This is a genomic window from Delftia sp. PX-1 (genome assembly GCF_055797465.1).
Genome location: NZ_CP184763.1, coordinates 3,816,304 through 3,830,145 on the forward strand (window position 1 = coordinate 3,816,304; position 13,842 = coordinate 3,830,145).

Annotated in this window: 13 protein-coding genes; 8 read left to right on the plus strand and 5 right to left on the minus strand. The window is 63.2% G+C overall.

From position 1 onward, the window contains the following. Positions 1-831 precede the first annotated feature (831 nt). Positions 832-1,221 carry a hypothetical protein gene (locus tag ACN20X_RS17545; protein WP_333907125.1) on the plus strand — a complete coding sequence of 130 codons (390 nt, stop codon included), beginning with the start codon at positions 832-834 and terminating at the stop codon, positions 1,219-1,221. Between the two features lie 248 nt (positions 1,222-1,469). Here the strand turns inward: ACN20X_RS17545 and ACN20X_RS17550 are convergent, their stop codons facing one another. The 3 genes from ACN20X_RS17550 to ACN20X_RS17560 form a co-directional block, all read right to left on the minus strand. After that, positions 1,470-1,853 carry a macro domain-containing protein gene (locus ACN20X_RS17550; protein WP_473209662.1) on the minus strand — a complete coding sequence of 128 codons (384 nt, stop codon included), beginning with the start codon at positions 1,851-1,853 and terminating at the stop codon, positions 1,470-1,472. Between the two features lie 154 nt (positions 1,854-2,007). Next, positions 2,008-2,322, minus strand: coding sequence for a DUF4148 domain-containing protein (locus ACN20X_RS17555; protein WP_473209663.1), 315 nt, complete (start codon positions 2,320-2,322; stop codon positions 2,008-2,010). A gap of 10 nt (positions 2,323-2,332) precedes the next feature. After that, the gene (locus ACN20X_RS17560) at positions 2,333-2,641 is read right to left on the minus strand and encodes a hypothetical protein (protein ID WP_343740769.1); all 309 of its coding nucleotides are present in this window, start codon (positions 2,639-2,641) and stop codon (positions 2,333-2,335) included. Between ACN20X_RS17560 and ACN20X_RS17565 the strand changes: the two genes are divergently transcribed. The 4 genes from ACN20X_RS17565 (at position 2,632) to ACN20X_RS17580 (ending at position 5,963) form a co-directional block, all read left to right on the plus strand. Further along, complete coding sequence (locus ACN20X_RS17565; RefSeq protein ID WP_016446045.1) at positions 2,632-3,369, plus strand: AzlC family ABC transporter permease; 738 nt, start codon at positions 2,632-2,634, stop codon at positions 3,367-3,369. The two genes, ACN20X_RS17560 and ACN20X_RS17565, sit on opposite strands and share 10 nt — an antisense overlap. A gap of 3 nt (positions 3,370-3,372) precedes the next feature. After that, positions 3,373-3,669, plus strand: a complete 297-nt coding sequence (locus tag ACN20X_RS17570; RefSeq protein WP_209801698.1) for an AzlD family protein — start codon at positions 3,373-3,375, stop codon at positions 3,667-3,669. A gap of 63 nt (positions 3,670-3,732) precedes the next feature. After that, positions 3,733-4,077 (plus strand): FlxA-like family protein, encoded by a 345-nt coding sequence (locus ACN20X_RS17575; RefSeq protein ID WP_016446047.1) that lies wholly within the window; start codon positions 3,733-3,735, stop codon positions 4,075-4,077. Positions 4,078-4,361: 284 nt separating this feature from the next. After that, complete coding sequence (locus tag ACN20X_RS17580; protein WP_473209664.1) at positions 4,362-5,963, plus strand: methyl-accepting chemotaxis protein; 1,602 nt, start codon at positions 4,362-4,364, stop codon at positions 5,961-5,963. A 138-nt stretch (positions 5,964-6,101) separates the two neighbouring features. Here the strand turns inward: ACN20X_RS17580 and ACN20X_RS17585 are convergent, their stop codons facing one another. Both ACN20X_RS17585 and ACN20X_RS17590 read right to left on the minus strand, forming a co-directional pair. Then, the gene (locus tag ACN20X_RS17585) at positions 6,102-8,045 is read right to left on the minus strand and encodes an AMP-dependent synthetase/ligase (RefSeq protein ID WP_473209665.1); all 1,944 of its coding nucleotides are present in this window, start codon (positions 8,043-8,045) and stop codon (positions 6,102-6,104) included. Between the two features lie 215 nt (positions 8,046-8,260). Further along, a complete protein-coding gene (locus ACN20X_RS17590; RefSeq protein WP_016446050.1) occupies positions 8,261-8,896 on the minus strand; it encodes a GntR family transcriptional regulator in 636 nt (211 codons plus the stop codon). A gap of 114 nt (positions 8,897-9,010) precedes the next feature. Between ACN20X_RS17590 and scpA the strand changes: the two genes are divergently transcribed. From scpA to ACN20X_RS17605, 3 genes are read left to right on the plus strand one after another with little or no spacing between them, the layout of a single operon-like run. Beyond that, the gene (gene scpA / locus ACN20X_RS17595) at positions 9,011-11,188 is read left to right on the plus strand and encodes a methylmalonyl-CoA mutase (RefSeq protein ID WP_016446051.1); all 2,178 of its coding nucleotides are present in this window, start codon (positions 9,011-9,013) and stop codon (positions 11,186-11,188) included. 25 nt (positions 11,189-11,213) lie between these two features. Further along, the gene (gene meaB, locus ACN20X_RS17600) at positions 11,214-12,224 is read left to right on the plus strand and encodes a methylmalonyl Co-A mutase-associated GTPase MeaB (RefSeq protein ID WP_016446052.1); all 1,011 of its coding nucleotides are present in this window, start codon (positions 11,214-11,216) and stop codon (positions 12,222-12,224) included. A gap of 57 nt (positions 12,225-12,281) precedes the next feature. Beyond that, the gene (locus ACN20X_RS17605; RefSeq protein ID WP_016446053.1) at positions 12,282-13,814 is read left to right on the plus strand and encodes an acyl-CoA carboxylase subunit beta; all 1,533 of its coding nucleotides are present in this window, start codon (positions 12,282-12,284) and stop codon (positions 13,812-13,814) included. Positions 13,815-13,842 lie beyond the last annotated feature (28 nt).

The window sequence follows — 13,842 nt, forward strand, 5'->3', positions numbered from 1 at the left end:
GTTCCTGCGGTCACTGAGTGGAGGTATCGACTGTGGCGCCAGGGAGCCTTGAAGCAAGAGCCGCAATCGTTCCACATGGTCATTGGTTTCGAGATTGCCACGCTGATTATTTGGTCTACTTGGCACGGCTACAAGCAGGGGTCTTTCCTTCAATGTCTCATCTCGTTGCTAGTGGGTGCAGGGCTAATAACGGCTTCATATGCTTTATGTGCGTTGATAACAAGATTTATAAGGAGCAAACCCTAATAGGTAGTTTCGCAAGAGATAACCAGCAAGATTGAGTTGGAGGGATAGTGGAATCGGTTTGGGTATGGAGCCAACAACCCGCTCAACGATGTGGACCCTCAAGGCCTGCACCCCGTGCTGGCAAGAATGCAAGGTCTGTACTACCGGTACGGTCCGGCTATCACGGAGTTCATTGCCGGGGCGTCTGGAGTCAACGGGGCGGTGGCATCGCCTGCGGTGATCAGCCCGCTGGTGGCGCAGATTCCGACGGGTGTTTCGAGGATGCTGCCGATTGCGCGGGGGATCTCTGAGGGGGTGGAGTCGGGGGCGTTTTGCGCTACAAACTCCGTAAGAAAGATAAGTTTCTCTAACGGATTTTATGAAGCCACTGGCTTGCCATTTAAATTTTCGGAATATTATTATCATAAATTATGGAGTACTGGACGAGGGGCTCCTTTCTTGCAAGCTGAAGAAGTTCTGAGTACGGCTACTTCCATTTCTCCAGATCGAATGAATGGATTCTATAAGTATCTTAATGGGAATCTGGAAATGGTTTACAATCCGAATTCAAAGGAGGTTTGGCATTTGATGCCGGTAAGGTAAATTATGAATAATACTGGAATTACTAGATTGTATCTTGAGTACTCATTGGGTTCTGGAAAGAAATCCGTATTCGTAGAGGAGTCGTTGGCAGATTTTTGTTCTAATGCTTCAGGCATTGATCAGTTGTTGCAGGAATTTTTTGATTGGGAGGGGGTAAGGGATTTATTCATTGAGGCATGCGGAAGAATATCCATTTGTGATTTTGGTGAGAGTGCAGATGTTATAAATGGATTGATGTTTATCCAAGAGCTTGGCGCAAAAGCTCTGTGGAAGTATCATATTGAGCTTGATGAAAATATAGAGAATTTCGTTAGATCATTTGACCGCTTGGATCTTGAGTCAGAGAGAAAAAGATTGCACCAAGAGATAAGAATTAACAAGCTTGGATTTTGATGAAAATACTTACGTCTATCGCGACGGAGAACAAAGTCACCAATCTGTTATCCACACTAACCACCTGAACACCCCAGGCGCCTGACCAACCAGCAGGGTCAGGTGGCCTGGCAATGGCTGGTCTCGGGATTTGACGAAGTGCGTCCCACCACGGGCGACCGTGGCTACGGCCAGACGGTCAGCGGCCCCAGCTATGCGCAGGCGACTAAGTTCGACCTGCGATATCCGGGCTTCGACCGTTACAACAACTATCGTGCCTTGCCAAAAACGACCAGCACAACCGCTGCCCTCGTTTCGACTTGGGCAATGGTGTTCTTCATGATGCGGATGGCAGTGTCTTCATTGAAGCCTCCAGATCCGCAACCGATGAGGGGAAAGGCTACGGATTTGAAGCCGTGATCGTTGACAAGTTGCAGGGCCGAGTGGATGGACCTCTCAATGGAGAGTTCTGACGCCCTCCAAAGAAGATTGATGCCCGCCACGTGGATGATGCCTTTGAAAGGCAGTCTGCCGGCAGATGTCAGTACGGCATCGCCCAGAGGAATGGGGCCGGCCCGCGCAACCTCCAGGAATGGCTGCAGTCCCCCTTGCGCTTGATTGCGCCGGACACGCCTTGGGGGATCAACAGCCACCAGGGAATGATGTTTCTATTCCATGAGTTGACGATGACTTCAACGTCCTGGTCCAGAAGGTCGCCGTTGACTATGCGGATATTCATGGAGTGAGGGGCGATGCTCGCAGTTGCGGAAACTGCACAGTATCTCGCGCCTCGCGTCACTCTAACGCTCACTTGTCTTGAGCCACCGCATGCCCTTTCTCCAGTCTGGTCACGGCCTCACGGTAGGCGGGGCTGGCGCGCAGCTGCTGGTAGCGCTCCAGGCCGCGCTGGTATTCGGTGGAGCGGACATCGATCTCGCGGTCCGAGACATAGGTGAGTCCGGCGCGGTGCCACATTTCCAGGTCGGCCAGCACCTGGGCTCGGCTGAGGTCGGTAGGGGCAGCAGTGGAGGAGGGCGTGGCGTCCTGGGCGAGGGCGGTGCCGGCCAGGCCCAGGCTGAGGGCGGCCAGGGCGATCAAGCGGGTGAAGTGGGAAGTGCGCATGGGGAACCTTTCAGGTGAAGCGAAGTGATGAGGGCTTCATGGTCCCGCCGCCGCCCTGGCCGGCACAGCCGTTTGCGACGCACTGCAGCATGGCGGGAGCCAATGGCTGTTGGGTTTCGTGAAATGTCAGGAGGGCAGGCGCGGCCATCCGAGGAGCGCCGCCAGCCATGGAAATGCTTTGATCAGCCTGTGTGCGGCAGATTATTTCCAGGTGCTCCAATAAATCGGCATAAACATCTGTAAAATGGCTGGTGGAAGCATGAATCGGCAGTAAATTCCAGCGGCACAGGCCGACAATCGCCGCTCTCCATGTCTTCATCCATTCCACTTTCCCCCGCTGCCGTTTCGGCAGATTCCGTCTCCCGCAGTTCCGAGGCCTTTCGCGGCTTCAGGGATGCGATTCCCGTGATGCTGGGCTTCGTGCCCTTTGCCCTGGTGCTGGGCGCGCAGGCCGTGCAAAAGGGGCTGGCACCGCTGGAAGTTCCTCTCATGACCGGGATGAACTTCGGCGGCGGCTCGGAGTTCACGGCCATACGGCTGTGGACGTCGCCGCCGCATGTGCTGCTGATCGTCGCCATGTCCTTCCTGGTCAATTGCCGGCACATCCTGATGGGTGCGGCACTGGCGCCCTATCTGCGCCATCTGCCCAGGCGCCGTGCGCTGCCGGCCCTGTTCTTCATGTGCGACGAAAGCTGGGCGCTGGCCCTGGCCGACGCGCAGCGCAGTGCTGCCCGGCGCGTGAGCCTGCCTTACTACATGGGCGTGTCGGCAGGCCTGTACATGGCCTGGGTGTCGTGCACGGCGGCCGGTGCCTTTCTGGGGCCGCGCATTGGCGACCTGGAGCAGTACGGCTTCGACATGGCGTTCACCGCCGTGTTTCTGGTGCTGCTGCGCGGCATGTGGAAGGGCGTCAGGCCTTGCCGGCCCTGGCTGGTGAGCCTGCTGACGGCGGCCCTGGTCTACAAGCTGGTGCCTGGCGCCTGGTATGTGGCGGCCGGCGCTGTTTCGGGCCTGATCTGCGCGGCCTTGCTGGCGCCCAGGAGCTGAGCGATGGAAGCCACAACCTTGCTGACGCTGGTGCTCATGGCGTGCAGCACGTATTTCACGCGGGTGATCGGCTACCTGCTGCTGCGCGGGCGCACGCTGAGCCCGCGCATGCAGTACGTGATGGAAAGCCTGCCGGGCTGCGTGCTGATCTCGGTGATTGGCCCGGCGTTTGTGTCCGAGCGGCCGGCCGATCTGCTGGCCCTGGTGGTGACGCTGGTGGCGGCCAGCCGGCTGCCCATTCTGCCGACGGTGCTGATCGGCATTGCGTCGGCGGGTGCGCTGCGGCACTGGCTGGGGTGATGGCGGCCGGGGGTGGGGCGTTTTGGGCCTTCAGTTCGCCCGCCAGTGGTCGATATATGGGGCATGCAAGTCTCATCCTCCACCTCGGCTTCCGCCTCGGGAGCCGCTTCATCTTCCGGCGGCAATGACATCGCTGCGTTGCAGCGCAAGCTCAAGGAGCTGCAGCAGGCGCTCAAGGAAGTGGCCTCCGAGAACATCGACGCCAAGGCCAAGCAACAGAAGTCCAAGCTGCTGCAGACGCAGATCATGATGGTGCAAAACCAGATCGAGGCGCTGATGCGCGCCAGGCAGCAGGCCCAGCTCGACAAGCAGCGCGAGCAGCAGCAGGCCGCCGAGGCGCCATCGCAATCCCCATCGAAGGGCGGCAAGGCACCCGGGCTGGGCGGGGTGGTCGACGTCTACGTCTGATCCAGTGAGATGGCCCGTGTTTTCACGGGCCGTTTTTCAAGACATTCAATGTAACTTACATGAAAATGCTGTTCGGACTTTGAGAGGGTTGGCTCTGCAACACGGATGGGGAAGGGGGCTTGCCTGCGGGGCGGTAGCCGCGAGCGTCGCAACTCCTATGGAACTTATTGATTTTTGACTCTCAAGAAACCGGCGGTTGCTACCGATAAGGCAAGCAATGTGACTGCCGGGATGCGATAGCGATGGCCTATACCGATGGCGTCACGGGGACAGAGGGATCTGCGATGAAAAAACTCGGCGATGTGCGTATCGGTACCCGGCTTACCGGTGTTTTTCTTGTTCTGCTGATCTGCCTGATGGCCGTGGGCGCCGTCGGCGCAAGGGCGCTGGGCCATGTGTTCTCGGGCACGCAGACCATGTACCAGGACCGCGTGGTTCCGCTCAAGCAGCTCAAGCAGATTGCGGACGCCTACGCCGTCAACGTCATAGATACGGTCAACAAGGCGAATGCCGGCCTGATCACGGCGCAGGAGGCAGCGGCGAGCATTTCCGGCACGCTGCCCGCGATCGATGCGGCCTGGCGCAGCTATTCGTCCACACAGCTGACCTCGCAGGAGGCCGTGCTGGCCAGCCAGGCGCAGGCGATGTTCGCACCTGCCAACCAGAGCATCGACCGGCTGCTGCAGCGGCTCAAGACGCTGGATGGAAAAAGGGCCGGCAGCCTGGACGAGTTCGATGGCGCGCTGTATGCCAGCGTAGACCCCATCAGCGCCAAGATCGGCGAACTGGTGGAGCTGCAGCTCAAGGCATCCGAGGATGTGTATGCGGACTCCCGCCAGGTTCTGGCGCAGTCGCAGATGCTGATCTACGGCTTTGTCGCGGCCGCTGTCATCCTCGCCGTGGCGCTGGGCTATGTGGTCACGCGCTCCATCACCGTTCCCCTGAAGTCCGCCGTGGAGGTGGCCCGGCACATCGAGCAGGGCGATCTGGCTTCCGAGATCCAGGCCACGGGGCGCGACGAAGTCGGCGACCTGCTGCGCTCCATGAGTGCCATGCGCGAATCGCTGGCCAGCATCGTTGGCGATGTGCGGCGCGGGGTGGAGTCGGTGACCACGGCATCCAGCCAGATCGCGGCAGGCAACCAGGACCTGAGCAGCCGCACCGAACACCAGGCCTCCAGCCTGCAGGAGACGGCGGCCTCCATGGAGCAGCTGGCAGGCAATGTGGGCCAGAGTTCGGAGAATGCGCGGCAGGCCAGCGCCCTGGCCGTGCGCGCCAAGGAGGTGGCGGGCGTGGGCGGCGGCGCTGTCGCCAGGGTCGTGGGCACCATGGACGAAATCTCGGCCAGCAGCGGAAAGATTGCCGAGATCACGGGCGTCATCGATTCCATCGCCTTCCAGACGAATATCCTGGCGCTCAACGCAGCGGTGGAGGCCGCGCGGGCGGGCGAGCAGGGCAGGGGGTTTGCCGTGGTGGCCGGAGAAGTGCGCTCCCTGGCCCAACGCAGCGCCGCAGCGGCGCGTGAAATCAAGGCGCTGATCACGGCCTCCACCGAGACGGTGCGAATGGGCGGCAACCAGGTCCGGGAAGCCGGCAAGGCCATGGACGCCATCGAATCCCAAGTGCGCGAAGTGGCGTCGTTGATCGAGGCCATCTCGGCCGCCAGCGTGGAGCAAAGCGGCGGCCTGGGACAGATCAGCGAGGCGGTCTCCCAGATGGACCAGGTCACGCAGCAAAACGCTGCCCTGGTGGAAGAGTCTGCCGCTGCAGCTGCCAGCCTGGAGCGACAGGCCCGCGTGTTGGCCCAGGCGGTGGCCACGTTCAGGATCAGCGAGTTCAAGGAGATCGGCATGGCGCCCGCCGGCAGGGCATTGGCCGCTGCCTGAAGCGGGCAAGGCAAGAGCGCGGACAGGGCGTTCTTGCCTTCTTTTTGATCAAGTCAATGTAACTTACATAATTTAATTTTCAGATCAGAAATATGGAAAGCCGCCGTTTTCCGGCGGCGGCTTGTCAAGGGCTGGGGGTCACCCCGCGCTGTTGCGGCCTTGCCAGCGCTCGGCGGGCTTGGTGTACATGGCGGCAATCTGCGATTCAAACCGCGCCATGAGGTTGTTGCGCTTGAGCTTGAGGGTGGGCGTCATCAGCCCGTTCTCAATGGTCCAGGGCTCCAGTTCCAGGTGCACGGCACGGGGGACCGCATAGCGGGCAAAGCTGGCCACCTGTTTCTCGATGCGGGCCAGCGCTTCACGCTCGGCGGCGGCGTGGTTCAGGCTCTTGGGATCTTCGGGATCCAGGCCCAGGCGCTGGGCCATGGCCTGCCATTCACCACGCTCGATGACGGCCACGGCGGCGATGAAGGGGCGGTCTTCGCCCACGACAAAGACCTGGGTGAAGAACGGGTCGCCGGTGATGGCCAGCTCCAGGTCGGCCGGTGGAATCTTCTCGCCGGTGGAGGTGACGATGATTTCCTTGATGCGGCCCTGGATGCGCACGCGCCCATCCTCGATCACGGCCTGGTCGCCGGTGCGCAGCCAGCCGTCGTCTGTGAAGGTCTTGGCGGTGTCTTCGGGGCGTTGCCAGTAGCCCCGCATCACGCAGGGCCCGCGCACCTGCAGTTCCCGATTCTCGCCAATGCGCACTTCCACGCCCGGCAGGGCGCGACCCACGGTGGCCGGGTGGTTGTCCTCCAGCGTGTTGGCGCAGACCACGGGCGAGGTCTCGGTCATTCCGTAGCCCTGGATCAGCGGCAGGCCCAGGCCGAGAAAACAGCGCGCAATCGTGGGCGACAGCGGCGCGCCACCGCTCACGGCCACGCGCACACGCCCGCCAAACTGGGCCAGCAGCGGCTTGGCCACCAGATGGTTGAGCACGGGCCAGGGCAGCCATTGCATCCAGCCCGGCACGTCGGGCTGGGGCGCCTGCGCATCGGCAATGCCTTGTATTTCACAAAAGCGTTGCCAGCCCCTGGCCTGGGCCAGTTCGAACAGCTGGGCCTTGAGCGGGGCACGGGCCAGCGCCTCCATGACCTTGGCGTGCACGCGCTCGTAGATGCGCGGCACGGAGACCAGCACCGTGGGACGCTGGGTCTTGAGATCCTCGGCCAGCTGAGCCACGGAGCGCGCATAGGCCACGCAGGCGCCCACGGCCATCGCCAGGTAGTAGCCTGCCGTGCGCTCGAAGGTGTGCGACAGCGGCAGGAAGGACAGGAAAACATCATCGCTGCGCGGCTGCAGCCGCTGCATCACGGCCTGTACGTTGGAGACCACGTTGCGGTGCGTGAGCATCACGCCCTTGGGCTTGCCCGTGGTGCCCGAGGTGTAGACGACGGCGGCCAGGTCCTCGGCAGAGGGAGGCGGGGGCAGGGGGACTGCGCCGCCTTCAGCCAGCCATTGGGCCAGCGGTTGCACGGGGATCTGGCGCAGGGCCTCCAGTGCAGCGGCATCGCCTTCGGTGTCAGGCTCTGCGGCCCGGGAAGCCGGCTTGGCCGATGCCACGACCACCTTGCGCAGCTCCGGCAAGGCCTGGCCGGTGGCGCAGATCCTGTCCCAGATCGATGCCTGGGCCACGAAGAGCATGGACACCTGGGCATTGGCCAGGATGTAGGCAATGCTGCCTGCGTTGTCTATGGAATGCAGGGGCACCGGCACATGGCCGCAGCGCAGGCTGGCCAGGTCGATGGACATGGCATCCAGCCCGTTGGGCAAAAGAATGGCAATGCGCGAGCCCGGTGCCAGCTCCTGCGCAGCCAGGGCCTGCGCCCACAGGGCCACGCGCTCGCCGGTCTGCGCCCAGTTCAGGGACTTCCAGCTGCGCGCATCCTCGTCATAGGCCCGGTAGGCCTCGCCTGCGGGCGTCTGCTGCACGCGAAGGGCCAGCATTTCCACCAGGGTGGCGGCCGTGGCCATGCTGGCATCGGCAGGCAGGCTCATGGCCAGGGAAGGGGCGCGGGCTGGATCTTGGATGCTCATGCGAAGAGGTGCGGACCGAAGTGGATGGTGCCGCTGATGATAGCTGCCGGTTACCGCAGGCCCCGGCGTCAGCTTCGGACATGTGCGGAGTTGGCGGCGAGGTTTATGCTGCACTGCAGCGTTCTCGGGCGATGCGCCTGAAGCGAACCAGGAGCCGCATGCCCGCCTACGTCGCCACTGTTGCCCAGCCAGCCAGGGTTCAGATGAACCCGAGTTCAGGACGCTGCAGCCAGACCGTTCCTGAAGTGCTGACGCATGGCCTGCGCGGCGGCCGCGCCATCGCGGCGCAGCAGGGCCTGCATGACGGTCTCGTGCTCGGCCAGCGAGTCCTCGATGCGGCCCTGCTTGAACAGCGACTTGTGGCGGTTGAGCTTCATGACCTTGCGCAGGTCGGCCACCAGCTGGTTGCGCCAGCGGTTGTCGGCGATCTGCAGCAGCTGCATGTGAAAGCTCTCGTTGAGCTCGAAGAAGCGGTCTGCATCGCGCATCTGCGCCTTGAGTTCCTCATGGGTCTGCTGCAGGGCGGCAAGTTCCTCATCGCTGCCCGATTCGGCCACGACCTGCACGGCATCGGATTCCAGCAGGCTCAGCAGGTGATAGACATCGGCAATGTCCTTGGACGACACCTCTGTCACATAGGCGCCACGGCGCACCTTCATGGTCACCAGGCCCTCGGCGGCCAGCACCTTCAGGGCCTCGCGCAGCGGGGTGCGGCTGATGCCGTATTCCTCGGCAATCTTCAGTTCGTCGATCCAGTCACCAGGCGCCAGTTCGTGCGCGAAGATGCGCAGGCGCAGCTTCTCTGCCACCTGTTCGTAGAGCGCGCGGGGAGTGAGGGTGTTTGTCGACATGTGGCCCGGATTGTATCGGCAAAGATATTTTGAATGAATAATTATGAATGATGTAAACTGCGGCAGCTCTGGGGCATGCCCTCAAGGGCACCTGTCATTCACGAGCCTGAGAACATGAGACAAGACCATCCGACAGCGCAGAACGGCCAGGAATTCGCAACTGCCGACCTGCAGAAATGGGCCCAGGCGGCCGCCAAGGCCGCTCCAGGGGGCGACATCCAGGCACTGCACTGGACCACGCCCGACGGCATCGACGTCAAGCCGCTGTACACGGCGGCCGACACGGCGGATCTGCCCCATACGGATAGCCTGCCAGGCTTCGAGCCCTATATTCGCGGCCCGCAGGCCACCATGTACGCGGGCCGGCCCTGGACCATTCGCCAGTACGCGGGCTTTTCCACGGCCGAGGAGTCCAACGCCTTCTACCGCAAGGCGCTGGCTGCCGGCGGGCAGGGCGTGTCGGTGGCGTTCGACCTGGCCACGCACCGGGGCTACGACAGCGACCATCCGCGTGTGACGGGCGACGTGGGCAAGGCCGGCGTGGCCATCGATTCGGTCGAGGACATGAAGGTGCTGTTCGACCAGATCCCGCTGGACAAGATCAGCGTGTCCATGACCATGAACGGCGCCGTGCTGCCCGTGCTGGCCGGCTACGTGGTGGCGGCCGAGGAGCAGGGCGTGGCCCAGGACCAGCTGTCGGGGACCATACAGAACGACATCCTCAAGGAGTTCATGGTCCGCAACACCTATATCTACCCGCCCCAGCCGTCGATGCGCATCATCGGCGACATCATCGAGTACACGAGCAAGAACATGCCCAAGTTCAACTCGATCTCGATCTCGGGCTATCACATGCAGGAGGCGGGCGCCAACCAGGCGCTGGAACTGGCCTTCACGCTGGCCGACGGCAAGGAGTACGTCAAGACCGCCACGGCCAAGGGCATGGATGTGGACGATTTCGCGGGCCGGCTGTCCTTCTTCTGGGCCATCGGCATGAATTTCTACCTGGAAATCGCCAAGATGCGCGCGGCCCGCCTGCTGTGGTGCCGCATCATGAAGGGTTTCGGCGCCAAGAAGGCCAAGAGCCTGATGCTGCGCACGCACTGCCAGACTTCGGGCTGGTCGCTGACAGAGCAGGACCCCTACAACAACGTGGTGCGCACGACCATCGAGGCCATGGCTGCCGTCTTCGGCGGCACGCAGAGCCTGCACACCAACAGCTTTGACGAAGCCATTGCGCTGCCCACCGAGTTCTCGGCCCGCATTGCGCGCAACACGCAGCTGATCATCCAGGAAGAGACCCACATCACCAATGTGATCGACCCCTGGGCCGGCAGCTACATGATGGAAAAGCTGACCCAGGACATGGCCGACGCCGCCTGGAAGATCATCGAGGAGGTCGAGGCCATGGGCGGCATGACCGCCGCCGTGGATTCGGGCTGGGCCAAGCTCAAGATCGAGGCCGCCGCCGCCGAGAAGCAGGCGCGCATCGACTCGGGCAAGGACGTCATCGTCGGCGTCAACAAGTACAAGCTGGCCAAGGAAGACGCCATCGACATCCTCGAGGTGGACAACGTCAAGGTGCGCGACAGCCAGATCGCGCGCCTGAACCAGATCAAGGCCAGCCGCGATGCCGCCAAGGTCGAGGCCGCCCTTCAGGCCCTGACTCAGGCCGCCGAAAGCGGCGAGGGCAACCTGCTGGACCTGTCCATCCAGGCCGTGCGCCTGCGCGCCACGGTGGGCGAGGTCTCGGATGCGCTGGAGAAGGTTTTCGGGCGCCACCGCGCCGATACGCAAAAGGTGACCGGCGTGTATGCAGCAGCCTACGACTCGGCCGAGGGCTGGGAAAAGCTCAAGGGCGAAATCGACGCATCGTCCGAGCAATTGGGCCGCCGCCCGCGCGTGATGATCGCCAAGCTGGGCCAGGACGGCCATGACCGCGGCGCCAAGGTGGTGGCCACGGCCTTTGCCGACCTGGGCTTCGACGTGGACATGGGCCCGCTGTTCCAGACGCCCGAGGAATGCGCGCGCCAGGCCATCGAGAACGACGTGCACGCCGTGGGCGTGTCCACGCTGGCGGCAGGCCACAAGACCCTGGTGCCGGCCATCATCGAGGAACTGCGCCGCCAGGGCGCGGACGACATCATCGTCTTCGTGGGCGGCGTGATTCCCGCGCAGGACTACGACTTCCTCTACAACGCCGGCGTCAAGGGCGTCTATGGCCCGGGCACACCCATCCCGGCCAGCGCCAAGGACGTGCTCGAGCAGATCCGCCAGGCCAACAGCCTCTGAGCCCGCCGCAGTGACTCCCGAGCAAATGCAAGACGGCATCCTGAACGGCAACCCTGCCGTTCAGCGCCGGGCGATGGCCAAGGCCATCACCCTTTTGGAATCCACGCGCACGGATCACCGCGCTGCGGCCGATGGGCTGCTCACGGCCCTGCTGCCGCATACGGGCGGATCTTTCCGCCTGGGCATCAGCGGCGTGCCGGGCGTGGGCAAGAGCACCTTCATCGAGACGCTGGGCCTGTTCCTGATTGGGCGCGGCCTACGGGTGGCGGTGCTGGCCATCGACCCATCGTCCACCGTGTCGGGCGGCTCCATCCTGGGCGACAAGACGCGCATGGAGCAGTTGTCCGTTCATCCGGATGCCTACATCCGCCCCAGCCCCAGCAGCGGCACACTGGGCGGCGTGGCCGAGAAGACCCGCGAGGCCATGCTGGTCTGCGAGGCGGCTGGCTACGATGTGGTCATCGTCGAGACCGTGGGCGTGGGCCAGAGCGAGATCGCCGTGCAGGGCATGTGCGACATGTTCTGCCTGCTGCAACTGCCCAATGCGGGCGACGACCTGCAGGCCATCAAGAAGGGCGTGATGGAGCTGGCCGACCTGGTGGTCATCAACAAGGCCGACATCGACCCGCATGCCGCCACGCGCGCCCAGGCCCAGATCACCTCCAGCCTGCGCCTGCTGGGCATGCACGGCAACCCCGAGCATGCCCACCACGACGAGCGCCTTTGGCAGCCCCAGGTCATCACCATCAGCGCGCTCAAGAAGGAGGGCGTTGAAGGTTTCTGGGGTGCGGTGGAGGAATTCCGCCGCCTGCAGCAGGCCAACGGGCGCCTGGCGCTGCGCCGCGAACGCCAGGCGCTGTCCTGGATGTGGGAGCGTATCGACTCCGGCCTGAAGCAGGCCTTCCGGCAGCATCCGCAGGTGCGGGCGCTGCTGCCCCAGCTGCAGGCCGACGTGGCAGCAGGGCGCATCGCGGCCAGCACGGCCGCCAGAAATCTGCTGCAGGCGCAGGCCGGCCCCGTGGCGGCGCCGCAGTGACGGCCGACAAGACAAGACCAGACAAACCTTACCGTTAGACGTTAGAGGAATCGCAGCATGCAAGACATCCTGGATCAACTGGAGACAAAGCGCGAACAGGCCCGCCTGGGTGGCGGCCAAAAGCGCATAGATGCACAGCACAAGAAGGGCAAGCTCACGGCGCGCGAGCGCATCGAGCTGCTGCTGGACGACGGCACCTTCGAGGAATGGGACATGTTCGTCGAGCACCGCTGCACCGACTTCGGCATGGAAGACAGCAAGATCCCCGGCGACGGCGTGGTCACCGGCTACGGCATGATCAACGGCCGCCTGGTCTTCGTCTTCAGCCAGGACTTCACCGTCTTCGGCGGTGCGCTGTCCGAGACCCATGCCGAGAAGATCTGCAAGGTCATGGACCAGGCCATGAAGGTCGGCGCCCCCGTGATCGGCCTCAACGACTCGGGCGGCGCCCGCATCCAGGAAGGCGTGGCCTCGCTGGGCGGCTATGCCGACGTGTTCCAGAAGAACGTGCTGGCCAGCGGCGTGGTGCCGCAGATCTCCATGATCATGGGCCCCTGCGCGGGCGGCGCCGTGTACTCGCCGGCCATGACCGACTTCATCTTCATGGTCAAGGACAGCAGCTACATGTTCGTCACCGGCCCCGAAGTGGTGAAGACCGTGACGCACGAGGAGGTCACGGCCGAGGAGCTGGGCGGCGCCATCACCCACACCACGCGCAGCGGCGTGGCCGACATGGCCTTCGACAACGACGTGGAGGCGCTGATGATGCTGCGCCGCCTCTACAACTACCTGCCGCTGAACAACCGCGAGAAGGCGCCCGTGCGCTACACCTCGGACCCCGTGGACCGCGCCGACAAGTCGCTGGACACCCTGGTGCCCGACAACGCCAACAAGCCCTACGACATGAAGGAGCTGATCCTCAAGACCGTGGACGACGGCGACTTCTTCGAGCTGCAGCCCGACTACGCCAAGAACATCCTCACGGGCTTTGCACGCATGGACGGGCAGACCGTGGGCATCGTCGCCAACCAGCCTCTGGTGCTGGCCGGCTGCCTGGACATCAAGAGCTCCATCAAGGCCGCGCGCTTCGTGCGTTTCTGCGATGCCTTCAACATCCCCGTGGTCACCTTCGTGGACGTGCCCGGCTTCATGCCCGGCACCAGCCAGGAGTACGGCGGCATCATCAAGCACGGCGCCAAGCTGCTGTACGCCTATGCCGAGGCCACGGTGCCCAAGATCACCGTCATCACGCGCAAGGCCTACGGCGGCGCCTATGACGTGATGGCCTCCAAGCACCTGCGCGGCGACGTCAACCTGGCCTGGCCCCATGCCGAGATCGCCGTGATGGGCGCCAAGGGCGCCGTGGAGATCATCTTCCGCGAGGACAAGAACGACCCCGCCAAGCTGGCAGCGCGCGAGGCCGAGTACAAGGCCCGCTTCGCCAACCCCTTCGTGGCAGGAGCGCGCGGCTTCATCGACGATGTGATCCAGCCGCATGAGACGCGCAAGCGCATCTGCCGCTCGCTGCAGATGCTCAAGAACAAGCAGCTGGAAAATCCGTGGCGCAAGCATGGAAACATCCCTCTGTGACCAAGCCCTGATATCAAAGATCGAATCC